At 61.9% G+C, this 20,658-nt stretch carries 16 protein-coding genes; 10 read left to right on the top strand and 6 right to left on the bottom strand.

Features of this window, described 5'->3' with window-relative positions:
• Window positions 1–154: 154 nt before the first annotated feature.
• Window positions 155–1,651: a methyl-accepting chemotaxis protein gene (locus AB4O16_RS05815; RefSeq protein WP_160390090.1), complete on the bottom strand. Its 1,497-nt coding sequence runs from the start codon at window positions 1,649–1,651 to the stop codon at window positions 155–157.
• A 361-nt stretch (window positions 1,652–2,012) separates the two neighbouring features.
• Window positions 2,013–3,431 (bottom strand): DUF1254 domain-containing protein, encoded by a 1,419-nt coding sequence (locus tag AB4O16_RS05810; protein ID WP_160390091.1) that lies wholly within the window; start codon window positions 3,429–3,431, stop codon window positions 2,013–2,015.
• A gap of 418 nt (window positions 3,432–3,849) precedes the next feature.
• Here AB4O16_RS05810 and AB4O16_RS05805 point away from each other — a divergent pair, with 418 nt between their 5' ends.
• The 3 genes from AB4O16_RS05805 to AB4O16_RS05795 all read left to right on the top strand — a co-directional run bounded on the left by AB4O16_RS05805 (window position 3,850) and on the right by AB4O16_RS05795 (window position 6,787).
• The gene (locus tag AB4O16_RS05805) at window positions 3,850–5,208 is read left to right on the top strand and encodes an MATE family efflux transporter (protein ID WP_160390092.1); all 1,359 of its coding nucleotides are present in this window, start codon (window positions 3,850–3,852) and stop codon (window positions 5,206–5,208) included.
• A gap of 213 nt (window positions 5,209–5,421) precedes the next feature.
• Window positions 5,422–6,093: a phosphoribosyltransferase gene (locus tag AB4O16_RS05800; protein ID WP_460157265.1), complete on the top strand. Its 672-nt coding sequence runs from the start codon at window positions 5,422–5,424 to the stop codon at window positions 6,091–6,093.
• Between the two features lie 124 nt (window positions 6,094–6,217).
• Window positions 6,218–6,787, top strand: coding sequence for a YceI family protein (locus AB4O16_RS05795; protein ID WP_460157264.1), 570 nt, complete (start codon window positions 6,218–6,220; stop codon window positions 6,785–6,787).
• Window positions 6,788–7,021: 234 nt separating this feature from the next.
• Here AB4O16_RS05795 and AB4O16_RS05790 read toward each other — a convergent pair whose 3' ends face one another.
• Entirely contained in the window at window positions 7,022–10,402 is a 3,381-nt protein-coding gene (locus AB4O16_RS05790) for an Ig-like domain-containing protein (RefSeq protein WP_460157263.1), read from the bottom strand.
• 280 nt (window positions 10,403–10,682) lie between these two features.
• Here AB4O16_RS05790 and AB4O16_RS05785 point away from each other — a divergent pair, with 280 nt between their 5' ends.
• The 4 genes from AB4O16_RS05785 (at window position 10,683) to AB4O16_RS05770 (ending at window position 15,574) form a co-directional block, all read left to right on the top strand.
• Window positions 10,683–11,405 (top strand): GNAT family N-acetyltransferase, encoded by a 723-nt coding sequence (locus tag AB4O16_RS05785; protein WP_460157262.1) that lies wholly within the window; start codon window positions 10,683–10,685, stop codon window positions 11,403–11,405.
• Between the two features lie 97 nt (window positions 11,406–11,502).
• Window positions 11,503–12,012, top strand: a complete 510-nt coding sequence (locus AB4O16_RS05780) for a sigma-70 family RNA polymerase sigma factor (protein ID WP_160389605.1) — start codon at window positions 11,503–11,505, stop codon at window positions 12,010–12,012.
• Between the two features lie 3 nt (window positions 12,013–12,015).
• Window positions 12,016–12,969 (top strand): FecR domain-containing protein, encoded by a 954-nt coding sequence (locus tag AB4O16_RS05775; protein ID WP_460157261.1) that lies wholly within the window; start codon window positions 12,016–12,018, stop codon window positions 12,967–12,969.
• A gap of 115 nt (window positions 12,970–13,084) precedes the next feature.
• Window positions 13,085–15,574, top strand: coding sequence for a TonB-dependent siderophore receptor (locus tag AB4O16_RS05770; protein ID WP_160389607.1), 2,490 nt, complete (start codon window positions 13,085–13,087; stop codon window positions 15,572–15,574).
• A 182-nt stretch (window positions 15,575–15,756) separates the two neighbouring features.
• Here the strand turns inward: AB4O16_RS05770 and AB4O16_RS05765 are convergent, their stop codons facing one another.
• The gene (locus tag AB4O16_RS05765) at window positions 15,757–16,197 is read right to left on the bottom strand and encodes a hotdog fold domain-containing protein (RefSeq protein ID WP_460157260.1); all 441 of its coding nucleotides are present in this window, start codon (window positions 16,195–16,197) and stop codon (window positions 15,757–15,759) included.
• 165 nt (window positions 16,198–16,362) lie between these two features.
• On the opposite strand from AB4O16_RS05765, the gene AB4O16_RS05760 reads away from it, so the two are divergent.
• Window positions 16,363–16,986 carry a TetR/AcrR family transcriptional regulator gene (locus AB4O16_RS05760; RefSeq protein ID WP_160389609.1) on the top strand — a complete coding sequence of 208 codons (624 nt, stop codon included), beginning with the start codon at window positions 16,363–16,365 and terminating at the stop codon, window positions 16,984–16,986.
• An 18-nt stretch (window positions 16,987–17,004) separates the two neighbouring features.
• Window positions 17,005–17,268: a hypothetical protein gene (locus AB4O16_RS05755; RefSeq protein ID WP_160389610.1), complete on the top strand. Its 264-nt coding sequence runs from the start codon at window positions 17,005–17,007 to the stop codon at window positions 17,266–17,268.
• A 29-nt stretch (window positions 17,269–17,297) separates the two neighbouring features.
• Here the strand turns inward: AB4O16_RS05755 and AB4O16_RS05750 are convergent, their stop codons facing one another.
• Both AB4O16_RS05750 and AB4O16_RS05745 read right to left on the bottom strand, forming a co-directional pair.
• Window positions 17,298–18,425 (bottom strand): DmpA family aminopeptidase, encoded by a 1,128-nt coding sequence (locus tag AB4O16_RS05750; protein WP_460157259.1) that lies wholly within the window; start codon window positions 18,423–18,425, stop codon window positions 17,298–17,300.
• A 159-nt stretch (window positions 18,426–18,584) separates the two neighbouring features.
• Window positions 18,585–19,688 carry a polyamine ABC transporter substrate-binding protein gene (locus tag AB4O16_RS05745; protein ID WP_460157258.1) on the bottom strand — a complete coding sequence of 368 codons (1,104 nt, stop codon included), beginning with the start codon at window positions 19,686–19,688 and terminating at the stop codon, window positions 18,585–18,587.
• 110 nt (window positions 19,689–19,798) lie between these two features.
• On the opposite strand from AB4O16_RS05745, the gene AB4O16_RS05740 reads away from it, so the two are divergent.
• Entirely contained in the window at window positions 19,799–20,572 is a 774-nt protein-coding gene (locus AB4O16_RS05740) for a helix-turn-helix transcriptional regulator (protein WP_460157257.1), read from the top strand.
• Window positions 20,573–20,658 lie beyond the last annotated feature (86 nt).

Raw genomic sequence — 20,658 nt, 5'->3', positions numbered from 1 at the left:
TTGTGAAGGTTTTTAGCTGATCCGTCTTCACATTTTATTTCACAATTTTATTTGCATAAAACCTGGGTGCAGCATCCCAATCGCCAGCGAATACGAATCGGGAGTCCAAGAGACGCTCGTGGTCAATTACTCCGCTGCGGTGCTTATGGCTGCATTATTGATGAAACGTCCGCCCCAACGCATCCAGCCGCGTGGCAATCGGCGGAAGTTGACGACTGCTCGACGCCAGCGTCTCCACATCATCCGCCGTGTTCTGCGCAATGCTCTGCACCGACTGCAGGCGCCCGACAATCTCGAAACTCGCCGAGGACTGTTCGCGGGTCGTGGTGACAATCCGCCCATTGAGTTCATCGATGTGCGAGATGTCACTGCCGATGGCCTGCAGCATCGCCGCCGCCAACTGACTGTCCTCGACGCAGCGCTCGACACCTTCGCGACTGTCCTGCATGGCCTCCACGGCTTTGCGGCTGCCTTGCTGCAAGGCCTCGATGATGGTCCTGATTTCCTTGGTCGACACCGCCGTGCGCTGCGCCAGGCTGCGCACTTCATCGGCCACCACGGCAAAACCCCGGCCTTGCTCGCCCGCGCGCGCCGCTTCGATCGCCGCGTTGAGCGCCAGCAAGTTGGTCTGCTCGGCGATGCTGCTGATCACTTCAAGCACCGTACCGATCTGCTGCGCCTGCGCGGCCAGCGCCTGCACGGTTTCATTGGTGCCTTGCAGGCGCGAGGCCAGTTGAGTGATTTCCTGTTGCGCACGGTTCACGCTTTCCTGCCCGCGGGTGATCTGCACGCTGGCCTGGCCGGCATGTTCAACGGCATGCTCGACGTGCACCACGATGTGCTCCATCGCATCGCCCATGCGCTGCATCGACCCGGTCATCTGCGCGATTTCCGTCAACTGATGTTTGGCGCCTTTCTCCAGCGTATTGCTCGCCTTGGCCAACTCCTGGCCCAACTGACCCAGACCCTGAGAGTCACGCACCACGCCGTCCACCAACGCAGTGATCTGCCCGAGGAACTGATCGAAACGCTGCGCCAGCGACACATGCACCCGCGCCTTGTCACCCTGGCCGGCACCGACGGTGAACTGCGACGCAGTGGCGAGCATCTTGTCCAGCATGTCCTGGCTCTCCACCGCATCGGCCTGGCTGTGCAGCGCCAGATAGAGCAGCGCGACCGTCTCCATCACCACATAAAAGGCGTGGACGAACACCATCGTCCAGCCACCGTGATGGGCCATCACAAACACCGGAAAACCCTGATGCTGCAGCACATGAAACACCACGTGATGCAGCGCAATCGTCAGCGCCGCCACCAGGATCGGCAGCCAGTCCCGATAAAACGTCAACACCGCCAACAACGCAAAAATCCCGAAGTGCGACTCAATGACCCCCTCGGCCTGATTGATGTGCAATGCCGCCATTACCATCAAGCCCACGCCGAGCAAACAACGCATCAACCGCGACCCGCCGATGGCGCGATACAGCAGGGTCAACAGCACACTGGTGCCACCGCCGACCAGCAACGCCTGCTTGAACGTGTCGTGCCAGAATGCCAGGCCCACCGCGAACACGAACATCAGCCAGATCAGCCCCAGCATGATGCGGTCGGCTTTACGGTAGTGGTCGAGGAAACGAGGGGGGAAGGGCATGTACGCTTACTCCATGTATTCGAACCGGGAAACTGGGGCAGGACTGATACCTGAAGACGAGCCTCTCACTGTGGCGAGGGAGCTTGCCCCCTCGCCACAGGTTTTATCGCTTAAGCCATGGAGGCAAATCGATTGCCGGCATGGACGCGGTGTATTTGAGAAATCGTGGAGAGCGTAGCCCTTGGCCATCATTCTTGGCCGATACGACGTCGCTTGTGGAAAACAATGTCCGATATAGAGGCAAGTAATGCTGAAGTGACGGGGAGTACCACGGGCTCCATTGCAAAGCCTGGGCAACGCACCAAGCCGGCGGCCAGCGGCGGCTCATCAGGGCCGTCCGCTGGATACGGTCGTTGGTGGGTCAGGTAACTTTGACGATCTGCGGTGGACTCCATGTCCCTTTGCCAGGAGGCAGGATGGAAGGTGCTTGCGTCTTCGGCCAATACAGGCGCATCACCATGTAGATCAGATCATTCGGTGCAGGTAGCCAGTTGCTTTCCTTGTCTGCGCCGGGTGAATCCTTCTGGATGTACAGCGTCAGCGAGCCGTCGGCGTTCTTCTTCATGTCGGGTAGCATCGGCGCGTTGATGAGGTAGCGATTGATCGGATTCTTGATCAGCAGTTGCGACTTGCCGTCGTACATCGTCACCGACCAGAAAGCATTGACTGGAGGGAGTTGCCCGGCAGCAAAGGTGATCGTGTAGTTGTGTTTGCTGCCGTCGAGTCGCTCGCCATTGGGTAAGGTACTGGTTATCGGATACGTGGCCTCATCGGCGTCGTTGGCATAGATGCCCGCTTGCGCCACGGCAGCGCGCTTCAGCCAGTCGCCGTTATAAAAGGCACTGTTGCCACCGGCACCGGCAATGTTCCAGCCGTTGATCTTCGTGCCGAGATTCTTGATCCCATCCGCGACCTTCGCATGCCCGGCCTGCATGCCCTGAACGATGGCGGACTTCTGCTCGGCCGATAGAGCCTGGAAGTTAAAATCCTTCCCTACGCCGATTCGTGCAAGTTTCTCGCGGATCGCCACTTCATCCGGTGCGGCGGGATCGAACTGCAAGGCAAAGCCCAGGTACTTGAAGAAGTCGGTCTTCACCAGGTCTTTGTCGATCTTCGGGAAATCAATCGGTGGCGGGGCAGGTGGCGCGGGTTGCTTGAGATAGGCGGAAAGCGGTTGTGCCTTGTAGCCGGACTGGATCTTTACGACATTGGGCATATCCGCCGAGTTGAAGAGCTGGGTCCGGAAGACCGCGAAGGGCAGTTGCGTGCGGGAATGAAACACCTTCTTGATGCCCGGCGGAGTCGCGCCTTTCCATTCGGGGCCGGCTACCATGTAATCGCCGGCTTCATCGCCGGTGGTACGGCTGCCGATGTAACCGAAGTTGTAAGTGTTGCCATCGATAAGTTGCACCGTGTAGTACCGCGGTTTCTCTACCGCTGGTACCGAGAGCACGATCGGCTCGCTGCGCAGGTCCATGAACAGCATGGAATAGGGCGTGTCGCTGTTCGGTGAGACGATGGCCGTGTCCTTGTAGGTCGCGACGTGATGCAAGCTATCGATCTGGTTGAACGGCGCCTTGTACTGGCTGGAGTTCTTGTCCACTGCGTACTCGTACATGATCGCGTAGTTCATCACGATGGGCAGACCGTAGACGTAGCCCTCCTCGGCGATGGCTTTCGTTTCGGCGGGAGTAATGTCCGTTGCGTGGGTGAGGGTGGATGTCAAAGAGGCGAGCAATAACATCGCACAGCCAAAGGCTCTAGGTAGTGGTTCTTTCATAAACCTGCTTCTCCATTCCTTGAATCGGATAGTGAATCGATCTACTGATCATTAGTCAGGCGATATGAAAGGTCGCGCTGTTCACGATCTGATGACCCATCGCGCTTTTTGTCTACCTGTAAGTCTTTGTCTTGCCCGAAGATGTCACTCCGAACGCGACACTGTGCGAGGAGAATACGACACGGATGGCAAACCCAGGTTGCTCGATCAGTATAAGCGGCAATTCAAATAGCGCTGCCGAGATACCAGCAGCTTTCAAGACTTTACTGATCGGACAAAAAATCGGGCGCCACTTCAGACCTTTCACCTCAGGTCGCTGGAAATATGAACACAGACCTGAGATGGTCTTCGCCCCTTGCTTCCAGCCACCAACGCTATCCTTAATCATCGCTCCCGCCCTCGAGATGGATCTTCGCCCATGCAAACCCCCAGCCCCCAACGCTCCCTCTGGAAAACCTACCTGTTTTTCCTCGCCCCGATGGTCCTGTCGAACTTCCTGCAATCGATGTCCGGCACGGTCAACAGCATCTACATCGGCCAGATGCTCGGTACCCAGGCGTTGGCGGCGGTGTCGGGGATGTTCCCCATCGTGTTCTTTTTCATTGCCCTGGTGATCGGCCTCGGTGCGGGCGCGGGGGTGTTGATCGGGCAGGCGTGGGGGGCACGGGAGACGCATCTGGTGAAAGCGATTGCCGGGGCGACGGTGTTGTTGGGGGTGTTGATCGGGTTGGTGGCGGCGGTGGTGGGGAGTGTGTTTGCGCGGTCGGCGTTGGTCGGGTTGGGCACGCCGGCGGATGTGCTGGACGATGCGGTGGCGTATGCCCATGTGATGTTGTGGATCATGCCGTCGCTGTTGGTGTTTGTGCTGTTCACGCAGTTGTTGCGCGGGGTCAGCGATACGTTGTCGCCGTTGTTGGCGCTGGTGGTGTCGACCATGGTCGGGCTGGCGCTGACGCCGGCGTTGATTCGCGGGTGGTTGGGTTTTGCGCCGATGGGCATTCAGAGTGCGGCGATTGCGGGGCTGGTGGGTAACCTGGTGGCGATGGGGTTGCTGGCGTGGCGCTTGATTGGCAAGGGCCATCCGCTGGCGCCGGACCGCGAGTTCTTTGCGGCGATGAAGCTGGACATGGCGATCCTCGGCAAGGTGCTGCGCATCGGTTTGCCCACCGGGTTGCAGATGGTGGTGTTGTCGTTGTCGGAGCTGGTGATTCTGGCGCTGGTGAACCAGCACGGTTCCCAGGCGACGGCGGCGTATGGCGCGGTGACGCAGATCGTCAATTACGTGCAGTTTCCCGCGTTGTCGATTGCGATTACCGCGTCGATCCTTGGCGCGCAGGCGATCGGGGCAGGGCGCATCGAGCGCATCGGGCCGATCCTGAAGACCGGGCTGTTGATCAACGTGTGCCTGACCGGTGGCCTGGTGGTGCTCGGGTACTTGTTGTCGAGCTGGTTGCTGGCGTCGTTCCTGACCGAGGAGGCGACACTCAACATGGCTGAGCACCTGTTGCACATCATGCTCTGGAGCCTGTTGGTGTTCGGCTTCCAGGCGATCATCGGCGGCATCATGCGTGCCAGCGGCACGGTGATGGTGCCGGTGGCGATTTCCATTGTCTGCGTGGTGGGGATTCAGTTGCCGGCGGCGTATCTGCTGGATGCGAAGTTCGGGCTGCAAGGGGTGTGGATGGCGTTTCCGGTGGCGTATCTGGGGATGCTGGTGTTGCAGACGCTGTATTACAAACTGGTGTGGCAGCATCAGAAGATTGAGCGGTTGGTGTAGGCGGGACGCAGCGGGAGGGGCATGCTGTTCACTGAACTTTGTGGCGAGGGGGCTTGCCCCCGTTCGAGTGCGAAGCGCTCGCAAAAAATTGTACTGATCGCGATATTTTTGGGGGCTGCTGCGCAGCCCAACGGGGGCAAGCCCCCTCGCCACAAAACCCTCGCCACAAAAGGACGGTGTGACTGAAAAAGACAGGCGCAATCGCCTGGGGAGATGAACCCCTTGTCCCATTCCATCCTGCAAGACCGGCCGGCGGCCGGGCGGCGTTTGATAGAGCCGCTGCTGCCTTACGCCAATCGCCCCGAAGTCATCGTTCTGGCCTTGCCCCGTGGCGGCGTGCCGGTGGCCTATGAGGTGGCCACGGCGCTGAAGGTTCGCCTGGACCTGATGCTGGTGCGCAAGCTCGGCGTGCCGTCCCGTCCGGAGTACGCCATGGGTGCGATTGCCAGCGGCGGTATCCTGGTCCGTAACGAAGAGGCACTGCGCGCGCACCCGATCGCTCGCGGCGAATTCGACGCCGTGGTCGAGCGGGAAACCCGCGAGCTGCTGCGCCGCGAGCAGGTCTACCGTGGCACGCGGCCGCCGGTGCAGCTCAAGGACCAGGTGGTGATCCTGATCGACGACGGCCTGGCCACCGGCGCTTCGATGCGTGCGGCGATCCAGACGCTGAAGCTGCAGGCGCCAGCGCGCATCGTGGTGGCGGTGCCGGTGGCGCCGATCGAGACATTGGAGGCCCTGCGCAGCGAGGTGGATGAACTGGTCTGCCCGCTGATGCCCGAGTGGTTCACGTCGATTGGCCATTGGTACATGGACTTTTCCCAGACCCGGGATGCCGAGGTGATCGAACTGTTGCGGCGGGCGTGGCAGCGCGAGGACTGCGGGTAGCGACAGGTGGTCGCAAATCAGTGGGCAAGGTGGAATAAACGCCGGTTGTTTGCTTTAGTCCATCTGGTGCCGGCATTCTTGCGCGGCACGCCAACTCAGGACGGGAGCCCTCCCGGAGAGTGCCATGAACCTTCGATCCGCGCGTTGCGTCGCTCTGGCCGGCACCTTGCTGTTCGGCCCGGTATCGTTCGCCGAGGCCGTGGAATACAAGGCGGTGAACGCCAGGGCCAGCACCTTGAGTTTCACCTATGAGCAGATGGGTTCGAGAGCCTACGGCACCTTTAGCAAGTTCAAGGCCAATCTGGACTTCGACACCGATAACCCCGGCGGTGCCCACGCCGTGCTGACCATCGACCTGAACAGCATCGACGCCGGCAGCAGCGACGCCAACACCGAACTGCAAAAACCAGCGTGGTTCGATACCGCAACTTATCCGGTGGCGACCTTCGAGTCGACGACCATCAAGTCCCTTGGCGATAACCGCTATACCTTCACCGGCAACCTGTCCCTGCGCGGGCTCACTCGGGAGGTGAGCGTGCCGGTGCTGCTGAAATCGGGGAGCTCCGTCGGCATCTTCGATGGCGAACTGGTGCTCAAGCGTGACGACTTCAAGATGGGCGAGGGCGAGTTTGCGAGCAGCGTGGTGTCCAACGAGATCAAAATCCGCTTTCGGATGGTGGCGCCGCAGCGCTGACTGGAGCCTGCCCGATAACGCGATCGCGTGACCCTCAAACCTTGTAGGAGCCGGCTTGCTGGCGATGGACTCAAGCGCGCCGCGTTTATCCAGTTCACACGCGTTTTCGTTAACGACCATCGCCAGCAAGCCGGCTCCTACAAGTGATCTTCAAATCAGTGAAGGCCCAAAAAAAAGCGCCCGGTCCACATTGCATGGACCGGGCGCCGCGGACCGGGCGCCGATCAATTCGCTCTAGTGCACAGGCACCGTCACGGTTTTGCCGAAGGCCGATGTGATGGTCGCGGTCGGGCTGGGCGATGGCGGGCTACCGACGGTCGTCACCGCTATGTTCCAGCGCGCGCCTGTCGCCGTAGGCGTCAGGGTGGCGGCGCCAAGGTTCACCGTACCGGTGGTGGTCGTGGCCGTCGCCGTGATGCTGTTGCCCGGGCCACGCGAGGTGGTGCCGGACAGCACCCAGTAGTAACGGCCGTTGCTGCGGGCGGTGACGGTCGCGCTGGTGACGATCAGGTTCTCGACCACCGCTGCCGAGACCGCCACGGACACCGTCGCCGGTGCCGACTCCGCACCCTTGGCATCGGCGGCCTTATAGGTAAAGGTCGCGGTGAACGGCGCGGGGATCGTGGCCGGTGGTGTGTAGATCACGCGCGCACCATCGGTAGTCACCGTGCCTTTGCCCGAGTCCGGTTGCTCCAGGCCCACCACTTTGAGCGGCACGTTGCCGTCAGGGTCGCTGTCGTTGGCCAGCACGTTGATGGTCACCGGTTGGCCGTTGCTGGTGGCGCTGTCGGGGTTGGCGAGCGGTTTCTTGTTATCACCCTCGTTGTTGTTGCGGGTATCGCCGGTGCGGAAGGTTGGCAACGCGGCCGAGTTCACATAGGAGACGCCGTCCCAGCCGGGCAGGGGCGTTGGCATCAGCTGGAACTGGCCAGGGTGCTCGATATCCCAGCGCAGCAGCATCGAGTTGTCTTCGTGCTGGGTGTTGTGGCAGTGCTCCATGTAGGTCCCGGCGAATTCGCGGAAGCGGATCGCCATTTCCACGTCCACCGAACTGTCGATGCCCTCGCCGATGCGATAGACGTCCTTGCGTGCCCATTTTTCCCATTCCGGTGGCGCCTTGCCGTCGCGGCTGAGGATGGTGCCTTCTTCGAAGTGCACGTGCACCGGGTGGTTCCAGCCGTTGCCGCCGTTCTTGATTTTCCACACTTCCAGGGTGCCGTCGCCGGAGAAGCCGGCATCGGTCGGACCGTTGGCCAGTTGCGGCGCAGCGCTGACCCGTCGTGTGTCCATGTTGTAGCCCAGGCCGCCGTCGGTCTTGATGGTCCAGGGGGCTTCGTCGGTGCCGTCGGAGCGGCCGAAGATGAACTCGCGATGCCGCGCGGCCTTGATCTTGGCCTGCATCACCGGATCGTCGCGGTTGATGGTCAGCGGGATCATCACCTTGCCCACCGGTTTACCCGGTTTGGCGGGTTCGTAGTCGGCGGGGTTCATGCTCACGTCCTGGCCGGCATAAGGCTGGACAATCAGTTGCAGGAACTTGCCCACCACCGGGTCGCCCTTGTCCCATTCCAGCCCTTTGCTGCCTTGCTTGAGCACCGCTTTGTATTTCTCGGACAGCACATCGGCCAGGCTCAGCGGGGTTTTTTCCGGTTGCTTGCCGGTCTGATGCTCCATCAGGTTGACGAAGTACAGCTTGTCGCCGACAGAGATCCCGTTCTTCGCAAAGTTGACGATGATGTCGAAGCGCTCGGCAATGCCCTGGGTGGGCAGGATGGCGTTGTGGTCCTGCACATCGCCGTCACCGTCCAGGTCCATGCTGCCGTCGAACGGCACGGCGTGTTCCATGAGGTTGCCGTCGTTGGCGATCATGTGGAACGGCACGCGGGTATAGGACACGCCGGAACCTGCCGGGCCGGGGAATTCACCCCCGGTGCCGGCGACTTCACGCACCAGCGCGATCCTGAAGTAGCGCGACACCGAGCCGTTGAGGATGCGGAACCGATAGCTGCGCGCACGCACTTTCAGGCGCGGCTGGTACTGCCAGTTGACGAGGATCTGGTCGCCGAGGAAGCCGTCGGTGTTGAACGGGTTGAACCACAGTTGGCCATTGGCGTCCCAGGCCTTGTCGGCCACCAGCAGGTTGACGTCATAGTCGCGGTTGCCCCAGGGCAATGCCGAGCCGCTGGGCAGACGCAGGTTGACGCCGTCCTGGAAGGCTTCGTTACCGCGGTCCAGGGCGCTGTAGTAATTCATCATCACCGCGTTGCCCTTGTAGACGTTCTGCGCGGTGAAATCGAGCATGTGGTCATGGAACCAGTGGGTGCTCATGGTTTCATGCCAGTCGCCACGGATCTTGATGCTGCCGTTGTTGCAGGTCTTCAGGCCTGGCGTGGCGTCGTTGACGTACAGGGTTTCGCCCGGGGCGCAGGGGAATGCTGCGCGCGGATCTTCAGCCTTGGTGTTGATGGTGTCGTACCCGGCCAGTTGCATCGGCCAGCGATAGTCGTAGTACTGCCCCGGGAAGAAGAACGCATTGGCATAGCCGTCGCTTTCTGCCGGAGAGTGACCGTTGTGTTCGTGGGTGGTGATGGTGTGCAGGCCAAAACCCGAGTTGGCCGACGGATCGATCGGCAGGGCGTTGTAGTGCCGCATCAGCGTCGGTTGGCCGTAGCGCACCATCAGCAGTTTTACCGGAAAGGTGCCGTCGAACGTCCACAGCGCCTTGTGGTTCTGGATCGGCATGTTGGGGTGAAAACGCGTGTCGATGCCTTTGGTGGTGCCCGTGGTGGCCGGGATGTCCGAGGTCTGGTAGTACAGCCCGCCCGGTCCGAACTCGCCGACGGCGTAGTTGTGCAGCTGGCGACGGTCGCGCATGCCGCCGTTGAGCTTGGCGCCCGCTTGCACGGTCTTGAAGGCGACCTGTGGGTAGAACTCGTTCCAGCGCTGGTGCGACCAGCCTTTTCCTGGCGGACGGCCTTCAGCCGGCGAGCCGACCGGATGGCGGTTGAGGAAGGCTTCGATTTGCGCTTTCCACGGGTTGCGGTCCAGCACGTTGGAGTACTGTGACGGAAACGGGTAGAGCCCCGGCTGGCGCATGAAGGCTTCCAGCGCCGCGGCCGCCGGGCCACTGCGGGCGATGCTGTTGGGGTCCTGCGTGGGCGCCGGGCCGACAGTCGGAACCGGGAAGGTCAGGGGCGGTGCCGGCAGTGTCGGGTCGAGTTTTTCCGTGCCGAATTCTTCGAACAGCAGCAGTTGTTGCGTGTACGGCAAGGCCCCGAACAACGGGCTGGGCTTGCCGTTGGTGGGGATCTTGAACGATGTCTGCAGGGCGGGCGGCAGCACGTTATCGCCTGTTGGCGTGCCGCGATTGCCATACACTCCATTGGGATAGGCGATGGAACCCAGGTTGGTGGGTGGCATGGTCAGCAAGCCATCCAGTGCGGCCTTGGGGTCGGCCGCAGGATTGGTATACGCTGAAGGATCTGTAGGAGGCGGATAGTCGACGTCGTCCAGCGGTGCGGCGTTGACGGTGCCGAGGCTGATGTTGATGAGCACCACAACGGCGATGCCCGGTTTGCTGAAGCCAAGCGATTTGAGGTCAGGCATGCTTTTCATAGTGTTTCCCTCGGGGGCGCGCCGATGTGGCTGACGTACGCAAAACGGTCAACGCAATAGCTGTGCCAAGCGCTGCAACATCCGCGGGAAGCTGGAGTTTGAATTGTTTCAAGATATTGAAGGTTGTAACTGAAGCGCCGCAGTGGGTGGCAATCCTCAAAACCGGGGGCCTTCACCCACCCATTTCCCCAGTCACCTGTCACGCCACCATCACCCCTCGGACCGCAGGTATCAGGCGCGCTATCATAGGCAGCCCTCGACCCCGGAGCCTGTCATCGCAATGCCCCTGATCAGCCATTTCAAGACCCCGTGCCCCGAGCACATCAACAGCCAGATCCTGCAGATGGTGGTCGACAACCTGACCGACGTCAGCATGGTCGCGATCCCGCCCAGCAACCTGCTGTACAACCTTTATCAATATGCGATCGGCTATGAGGTGCACCTGTATCTGCAGGCGCTGAACGGTGAAAAAGGCATTGCCGTGGAGTTGATCGTCGCCACCGACGAAGACGATCCGGAAAAGGTCCTGGGCTTTTTGCTGTACCTGCCGGTGCAGGACGATCCCGATGCGTGCGGCGTGGCGTACATGGCGGTACAGGCCGAGTCTCGGCGCCAGGGCGTGGCCCGGCGGATGCTGCGGGAAATGGTCGGCCGCTATCCCCATGCCGAACTGACCTGCGCGGTGGCCAAGGTGCCGTATTTCGAGGCGATGGGCTTTCAGGTCGTGGGCGTGCGCGCGACCCAGGTGTTGATGAACACCCGCGACCACGTCACCGATGGCTTGATGGCGTTGCTGGATGTGGCGTCGATCTACAGCTCGCTGGAGGTGCGGCAGATTCATGCCTACCTGCTGCAAAAGCATGGCAAGCGCGCCATGACCGATGCGGAGAAACAGCGTGACCGACACCTCGACCAGTTGACGCGCAAAGCCAATGAGTGTGTGCGCGAGCGCTTGGGTGACGATGCGGTGCCGGCGACTGGCCCTCGGTTGCGTCTGGTCTGAGGGATTGCCCGGCGGATTTCAGCGGTCTTGCCAAACGGTGCCGGCTTCGAAGAAAATGAGAGTCATTATCAAATAACTCTTGTGACGGGTCGTTTCCATGTCATCCGCTGATCTCTCGCTGCAACACTCCGTGCACAGGCTGTACGAGGACCATCACGGTTGGTTGTGCGGCTGGCTGCGCAAACGGCTTGGCTGCGTCGACCATGCCGCGGACCTGGCCCAGGACACCTTCATTCGCGTGCTCACTCAACGCAAGAACCTCGAGTTGCGTGAGCCGCGTGCCTACCTGAGCACCATTGCCCGCAGCCTGATGATCGACTCGTTCCGTCGACGGGCGCTGGAGCAGGCGTACCTGCAAACCCTGGCGGCCATCCCCGAGCCCGTGGCGGTGTCGCCGGAAACCCGCGAATTGATCATCGAGACCTTGATGGAGATTGACCGCCTGCTCGATGGCCTGGGCGAGCGCACTCGGGAAATTTTCCTGCTGGCGCAGCTCGATGGCTTGAGTTACGTCGAAATTGGTCGGCGTTTGCAGGTCTCGGTCAACACAGTGAAGAAGCATGCGGTGCGCGCCTTGACCCACTGCCTGCTGCTGATCGAGGACTGAGGCGTGGCAAACCCGCATCCACTGGACCACGCCACCCTCGAAGCCGCGGCGCGCTGGTATGTCGACTTGCGCGACGAGGCGTCGGACGCGGCTGTTTGCGCGGCGCACCAGCGTTGGTTGGAACACGATCCGCGCCATCGGCAAGCGTGGGAACGCTTGGCGCGCCTGCAGGACAAGATAGGGCAGATCAACCCCGCCATCGGCCGGTCGACCCTGACCAGCGCCCGGGCCAGGCGCCGCGACGTGCTCAAGGTGTTGTCGATCTTGCTGGTGGCGGGCGGGGCGGGCACGCTGGCCTGGAACACCACGGCGCTGCCAACCCTCATGGCCGATCAACGCACCGCCACCGGTGAGCGCCGCCGCGTGCGCCTGGACGATGGCACGCAACTGCAACTCAACACCGCGACAGCCGTGGACGTGCGCTACAGCGAACGCCTGCGCGAAGTACGGTTGCTCAGGGGCGAGATCCAGATCGAAACCGCCCGCGACCCCCACGCGCGTCCCTTCATCGTGCACACCGCCGAAGGCAGCATTCGCGCCCTGGGCACGCGGTTCGTGGTGCGCAGCGAAGCAGGGCGCAGCGAAGTCAGCGTGCAGGAGCATGCCGTGGAGGTGCGCATGAGCAATCTGTCGGGGCCGGTGGTGCGGGTCGATGCCGGTCAGCAACTGGGTTTTCGCCAGGACAGTATCGAGACGCTGCAACCGGCCAATCCCCAGGCCGATGCCTGGACCCGCGACATGCTGGTGGCCGACGACTGGCGCCTGGGCGACTTCATCGCGCAGTTGCAGCGTTATCGCAGCGGACACCTGGGGTGTGGTCCGGCGGTCGCCGCCTTGCGGATTTCCGGGGCGTTTCATCTGGGCAATACCGATACGGTGCTGGACAACCTGACGTCCACCTTGCCCGTGCGCATTCGTCGGTTCAGCCGCTACTGGGTCTCGGTGGAACCGGTTTGAGCATGATCGAAAAAAAATTCGTCGCGGGTGTTGTTGATTTTGATTCTCGTTCGACTTGGTAGTTACAGGTGCAACAGACGCCGCCACTCACTGCCAACGGGCGAAAGGAAACTGCATGACCCCTCGCAATCCCCAACACCGCAATTCACCTCGCCAGTCCCCCGTCAAACCGCTGAATCGCGCCGTACAAGCGGCCGTGCTGGGGATGGCGCTGGCCGTTCCATTGGGGATGACGCTGGTGGCAGCGCCTGCGTGGGCGCAAACAGATGTCGAAACGCAATTCAATATCGCGGCCGGCCCGCTGGGTTCAGCGCTGACCCGGTTTGCCTCCATCGCCGGGGTGACCGTTTCCTTCGACCCGGCCCATGCCAACGGCCAGCAAACCGCCGGGTTGCAGGGCCGCTATAGCGTCGATGCCGGCCTGCGCCAGCTGTTGGCCGGGAGCAAACTGGAAGCGGTGCGCCACGACAATGGCAGCTATTCGCTGTTGCCGATCGTGGCCAGCGGTGCGGCAGTGCAGTTGGGCGCCACCAGCATTACCGGAGCGTTGACCGAGTCGGCCTATGGTCCGGTAGACGGCTACGTCGCCACCCGCAGTGCCACCGCCACCAAGACCGACACGCCGATCCTGGAGATCCCGCAGACCATCAACGTGGTCACCGCTGACCAGGTGGAAACCCAGGGTGCGCGCAACCTGACCCAGGCCCTGCGCTACACGCCGGGGCTGAACACCGGCGGTTTCACCGACCGCAATTCGATCGCCGACGAGATCACCAGCCGTGGCTTCGCGCCGACGCCGCTGTACCTGGACGGCGCTTACATTCCGTATGCGGGGAGCCTGGGCGGTGCGCCGCAAATCGATCCGTACACCCTGGAACGCATCGAAGTGCTCAAGGGGCCGTCGTCGGTGCTCTACGGGCAGAACCAGCCGGGCGGCCTGATCAACATGGTCTCCAAGCGCCCGACCAGCGAGCAGCAAAACCAGGTCAAGCTCGGTGCGGGCAGCTACAACCGGGTCAACGGCGCCTTCGACACCAGTGGCCCGCTCGACGAGCAGAAACAGTTCCTCTATCGCCTCGTCGGCGTCGCCGACAAGGGCAATGAACAGGTCGATCACAACAACAGCCAGCGCATGCTGTTGGCGCCGAGCCTGACCTGGAACATGAACGACGACACTGCCCTGACCCTGCTGGCGCAGGTCCAGCGCGACGACGGCGTGCCGGATTATCAGTCGCTGCCGAGGATCGGTTCCCTCGACCGCGGTCCGAACGGTGAGCGGATCAACCGGCACTTCTTCTCCGGCGATACGAACTTCAACGATTACAAGCGCGATCAGTACGTCTTCGGCTACGACTTCACCCACGATTTCAGCGAAGACCTGAAATACCGCTCCAGCGCGCGCTACACCGACGTGCGTGACCGCTATAAGGGTTTCTACCTGCGCAGCTTTGTCACCGGTGCTGACGGCGTGACCGACTACACCCGGGCCAACCGCGCCAAGGTCGACTGGCGCCAGCACAACATCGCGTACACCATCGATAACAACCTGGAATACAAATTCAACACCGGCGCCCTGGAGCACACCACGTTGATGGGCGTGGACTATCGCCATTTCAGCCGCAAGTACGATGGCTACAACGCCAACAACGTGTTGCCGGTCGACCTGTATGGCAAGAACAACTACGACACCGCCAGCGTCACGCCGACGCTGACCACCCAGTGGGACAACACCCTGCGCCAGACCGGCCTGTACCTGCAGGACCAGATCAAGCTGGACAAGTGGATCCTGACCATCGGTGGCCGTCAGGACTGGGCGGAAATCGACAACAAGGACTTGCTGGCGTCCACCCATGAAACCAAGCGCGACAGCCAGTTCACCGGGCGGGTGGGCCTGACCTACGTGACCGATTTCGGCCTGGCGCCGTATGTCAGCTACTCCGAATCGTTCCTGCCGACCCTCGGCACGGCGGCGCCCGAGCGCGGCGGCAAGGCGTTCGAGCCGACCAAGGGCGAGCAATACGAAATCGGCGTGAAGTACCAGCCGTTCGAGAAGACGCTGATTACCGCTTCGGTCTATGAGGTCAAGCAGAAGAACGTGTTGACCGGCGACGTCGTGTACCCGGAATACATGGCCCAGAGCGGCGAAGTGCGCTCGCGGGGTATCGAGCTGGAGGTCAAGTCCAGCCTCGACAACATCGATGTGATGGCGGCTGCCAGCTACATGGATTCGTTCTACACCAAGGACACCTGGGGCAGTCAGGACAACCGCAACGAAGCGCAGTCGCCGGTGTCGGCATCGATGTGGGTCGACTATCACTTCACCCAGGCCAACCTCAACGGCCTGACCTTCGGTGCCGGTGCGCGCTACACCGGGCGCAAACCGGGCGATGCGGCCAACTCGTTCGACGTGCCGTCCTGGGTCGTCTATGACGCCACCGTCAGCTACGACATGAGCAAGCTGGACGCGAGCCTGCGCGGTTTGCAGACCCGCCTGAACGTGCAGAACATCTTCGACCGTGAATATGTATCGGACTGCAACTATTCGTTCGGTTGCTATTACGGACAAGAGCGGGTGGCGTCGGTCGAGATGACGTACGACTGGTAATTTTTGCCGCCGCGACTGACACCTTCGCGGTGTCGCACAATGTTTGTGTGACACCGCAAATCCCTTGTAGGAGCCGGCTTGCCGGCGATGGCTGCCTCAAGTCATGCGCCGTTTTTGGAGACGCCTTCGCCAGCAAGCCGGCTCCTACGCTCATCGGCTGCCCGCGAGAGCCCGGGGAGTGCTCACGCCAGCTTCACATTCATGGTGATCCGCGCCGTGAACACCTTCTTGCCTTCGGCATCGTGAATGTCCACCGGCACGATCTTGTCGCCTTCACTGGTCCAGTCCACGGCCTCACCCTCGGCGACCGCCGTCACATCGCTCTTGGCCTTGGCCAGGTATTCAACGGTCATGCCCTTGGGAATCCAGCGGGCGCCGGCGGGAATGGAAACGTCGGTCATCATCCCGGCGGCCAGTTCGGCGGCGTTGCACATGGCGATCGCGTGCACCGTCCCCAAATGATTGGTGATTTCCCGGGCAAACGGCACGTGCACGGTGGCCGAGCCTTTGCGCAAATCCTTGACCAGCGGATTGATGGTGGAGAAGTAGGGCGCCACCTGGCAGGCCAAATTGCTGAACGCTTCTGGCCCGGCGCTGTTGAACATGCTGAGGAACTGACTCATTTTTTTGCCTCTCGAGGATGATGGTTTACAGAATATTGTTCCGTTACAGAATATTATTCTATGACGGAACAGTATTCTGTCGAGAGGAAATCTGTCAACCTGACGTCACTTGTGCGCTGGCAAGCGCCAGCCTCCACCCATGATTTTTGCGGACTGTTTTTACCCATGGAAACCGCCGATCTGCTCGAACGCTGCTACCCCGGACGACGCGCCGAACTCAAGCGCGACATCTTCAGAAAGGCCCTGAGCCTGTTCAACGAACAGGGGATCGAGGCCACCACCATCGAAATGATCCGCGCTGAATGCGACACCAGTGTCGGCGCGATCTATCACCATTTCGGCAACAAGGAAGGCCTGGTGGCGGCGCTGTTTTTTACCGCCCTCGACGATCAGGCGCGTCTGCGCGACAGCTACCTGGCTGAGGCAAGCACCACTCAAACTGGTGTGTACGCGCTGGTGCACAGCTATGTGGATTGGGTCGACAGCCAGCCGGAGTGGGCGCGGTTCCAGTACCACGCGCGGTTTGCCGTGACCAAGGGACCGTTCAAGGACGAGCTCGCCACGCGCAACAAGGCGCGCAACAAGCAGTTGCTGGCATGGCTGGGCGCACAGGGGGACGGGCTGGGTGGTTTTCCGACGGAGTTGTTACTGTCGTTGATCATCGGCCAGGCCGACAGTTACTGCCGCGCCTGGCTGTCGGGCCGGGTCAAGGGTAGCCCGAAGGCGTACCGGGACATGCTGGCGCAGGCGGCCTGGCGTTCCCTGTGCCCCAATGAAAATCCCTTGTAGGAGCGAGCCCTGCTCGCGATGGACGCCAACGATAACGCGGGCTACCTGAATGACCGCGTAGTCCAGCGGTTTTTCGTCGGATCGCCGCCCGGAGCAAGCCCGTTCCCCCAGGAAATGTGTGATTTTCACAAGCAAAAAAAAGAGCCTCAAAAGCTCTTTGATGGGGAGGAAGTAGAGCCGTTGAGGCTCAAGATGCGCATGAAGCAGGCGGTGAGCTTGGTAGGGGTTCAGTGCACTCACCACCTACGCAGCGGCTTGTCGAGCAACCAAGCGACTGCGTAAGTTCATCCTAAAAAGTCCGAGTATTTCACTCAAGTACCACTAGTCGCATCCCCCGGCCAGCCGGCGCGGCGCAAGGCCTCGAGCAAGGTGTCGGCATCCAGCCCCGATACCGCATGCCCGTTGCCTTCGGCCGTTTCGCCGGCGAGCAGGGCATTGATGATGGCTTCTTCCACAGCTTCGGTGGCGGCCAGGAACAGCTCGCTGATGTGGTCGTTGTTGACCATGCTCAGGTGGTCGGTGGTCGGCGCTTTCTTGCTCTCGTAGGCCGCCGGTGGCACATCATTACCGGTAGCGAAAGCGATGAAAATGTCGCCGCTGTGGTCTTCATTGCCGCCCCCGGTGCGGGCCAGGCCGAGGCTGGCGCGCTGGGCCAGGCGGGTGCACTGGTGTGGCAGCAACGGCGCATCGGTGGCCAGGCAGACCACGATCGAACCCATGCCCGGATGGGGCAGCGAGGCCTTGAGGAACGGCGAATCGACCTGTTCCATGTAGCGTCCGACCGGGTAGCCGTCAACGCGCAGTTCGTTACGGATGCCATGGTTGGCCTGGACAATCGCGCCGACCGTCCAGCCGCCCTGGGCGCTGCTCAGGCGTCGCGACGCGGTGCCGATGCCGCCCTTGAATTCGTGGCAGATCATGCCGCTGCCACCGCCGACGTTGCCTTCGGTCACCGGCCCGCCCGTTGCCGAGCGCAGGGCCTGGGCCACGTGCTCGGGCTTGACGTGAAAGCCGTTGATGTCGTTGAGCAAGCCGTCGAAGGTTTCCAGCACCACCGGCATGTTCCAGTACAGGCGCCCGTCATCCGGCTGCTGCTCGCGGTCGAGCACGATCAGCGCATCGCGCACCACGCCCAGGCTGTGGGTGTTGGTGAAAGCGATGGGGCTGGTCAGCAGGCCCGCTTCGCGAATCCACTCCAGCCCCGTGGCGTCGCCATTGCCGTTGAGCACATGGACACCGGCAAAGCACGGATGCTGGCTGGTGGAACCGGCGCGCGGCTCGATGACGGTGACGCCGGTGAGGATGTCACGGCCATTGGTGGTGCGGCCTCGTACATCGCTGTGGCCGATCCGTACGCCGGGAACGTCGGTGATGGCGTTGAGCGGGCCGGGTTGCAGTTGGCCGAACTGGATGTTCAGGTCGCGGGCACGTGGTTTCATGGTTTTCTCATCTTCGATTCGTGGCAGAAAAAATTGGCGGGGCGGATGCTCTACCTGTGGGAGCGGGCTTGCCCGCGAAAGCGGTGGATAGGTCAACATCAATGTTGAATGTGCTGGCCTCATCGCGGGCAAGCCCGCTCCCACAGGGTCAGTGGTGTGTTATTGGCCGTTTTTGACCTTGCTCCAGATCCGCGTGCGCACGCGCTCGGTAGCAGGCGGCAGTGGTTGCAGGGTGAACAGGGTGGCCATGGCTTCGGCTGACGGGTAGACGGCCGGATTGCTGCGGGTTGCTTCGGCCACCAGCGTGGTCGCGCTGCGGTTGCCGTTGGGGTAGTTGAGGTGGTCGCTGACCGGGGCGATGACTTCGGGGCGCATCAGGTAATCGATGAAGGCCATGCCTTGCTCGGGGTGCGGTGCGTCCTTGAGCAGCACCAGCGTGTCGAACCACACCGGCGCGCCTTCCTTCGGCAGGCTGTAGGCGATCTTCACGCCGTTGCCGGCCTGCTCGGCGGTGGCCTTGGCTTCAAGCATCGCGCCGGACCAGCCGACCGCCACGCAGATGTTGCCGTTGGACAGGTCGCTGATGAACTTCGACGAGTTGAAGTAGGCGATGTGCGGACGCAACTTGAGAAGTAGCGCTTCGGCTTTCTTGTAGTCTTCGGGGTTGGTGCTGTTGGGCGGCAGGCCGAGGTAGTGCAGGGCGACCGGCAGCATCTCCGACGGCGAGTCGAGCATGGCCACGCCGCATTCGCCGAGCCTGGCCAGGTTCTCTTCCTTGAACACCAGGTCCCAGGAATCCACCGGCGCCTTGTCGCCCAGCACCGCGCGCACTTTGTCGATGTTGTAGCCGATGCCGTTGGTGCCCCACAGGTAGGGCACGGCGTACTGGTTGCCCGGGTCGTTGTTGGCCAGTTTCGCCAGCAGATCGGTGTCCATGTTCTTGAAGTCCGGCATCTGCGCACGGGGCAACGGGGCGAGGGCGCCGGCCTTGATCAGCGTGGGCAAACTGAAGTTGCTGGCCACCACCACGTCGTAGCCGCTGCGGCTGGTGAGCAACTTGCCTTCGAGCACTTCGGCGCTGTCGAAGGTGTCGTAGACCGGCACAATCCCGGTGTCACGCTTGAAATCCTGCAGGGTGGTGGGGCCGATGTAGTCGTACCAGTTGTACACGTGCACCGTCGGGGCTTCGACGGCAAAAGCCGACAGCGATACCGCCAGGCTGGCGCCAAACCCCAGATTGAAATACGAGCGGTGACGACTCATGATGCGGCACTCCTGGCCTGTTGCGGCCGGTGGTAATCAGGAGATTGCAGCGTATCGACCGGGGTGCTCTTCACCCATTCCCAACATGGGTTACACAAAAGGGGTAGTGCGTGGACGCGTTGTTGAAAGAGTTGCCGGTGCACCAGGGGCTGGCGCGGGTGTTCACGGCGGTGGGGCGGGAGAGCTTCTGGCGGGCGCTGGTCGATACCCTGCGCTTGTTGGTGCCGCTGGACAACGCGCTGGTGGCGCTGATGCGCCCGGGCCATGCGCCGCGTCTGCTGATTGATTTCGATGCCATGGGCAATGCTGACGAGCAGGAAGAACTGGCGGACTACCGCGCCGGCATGTACCTGCTCGACCCGTTCTATCAGGCCGCCTGTGCGGGCATCGCCGACGGCTTGCACAGCCTCGATTCGGTGGCGCCCGACCAGTTCCAGCACAGCGAGTACTACCTGAGTTACTTCAGGACGGTGGTCGGCGGGGACGAGTTGCAGTTCATGGTCAACGTCGATGGCGCCGTGCTCGGCCTGTCCCTCGGTCGCTCGGTGCGCTTTGGCCTCGAGGAACAGGGCCGCCTGCTGTGCGTGCGTGACTGGGTGCTGTCAGCGATGCGCCGGCACCTGGATCTGCTGCCGCTGGAAGGGCCGGTCGCCGAACTGCCGGCGGGTGATCTGGCGACCTTGCTCGACCGCTTCGATGCACGCCTGACGCAGCGCGAAATCGAAACCGCGCGCTTGATTCTCCAGGGCTTCTCCAGCAAGGCCATCGCCCAGCAACTGGGCATTTCGCCGGAGACGGTGAAAGTGCACCGGCGCAACCTCTATCACAAGCTCAACGTCAACGGGCATGGCGAGTTGTTCGCACTGGTGTTGCAGCCGCGTTGAATTGGCAGCCCTGCGTCTCATCCGCTTGAATGGAAAAAGCTTTGCCCACCATGGCGATGTCACAGGCGCTGACCTGTAACTTCTTA

It is taken from the genome of Pseudomonas sp. S2_H10 (assembly GCF_054668285.1).
The sequence above is the reverse complement of the archived record's forward strand: the minus strand, read 5'-3'. Positions and strand labels throughout refer to the sequence as shown.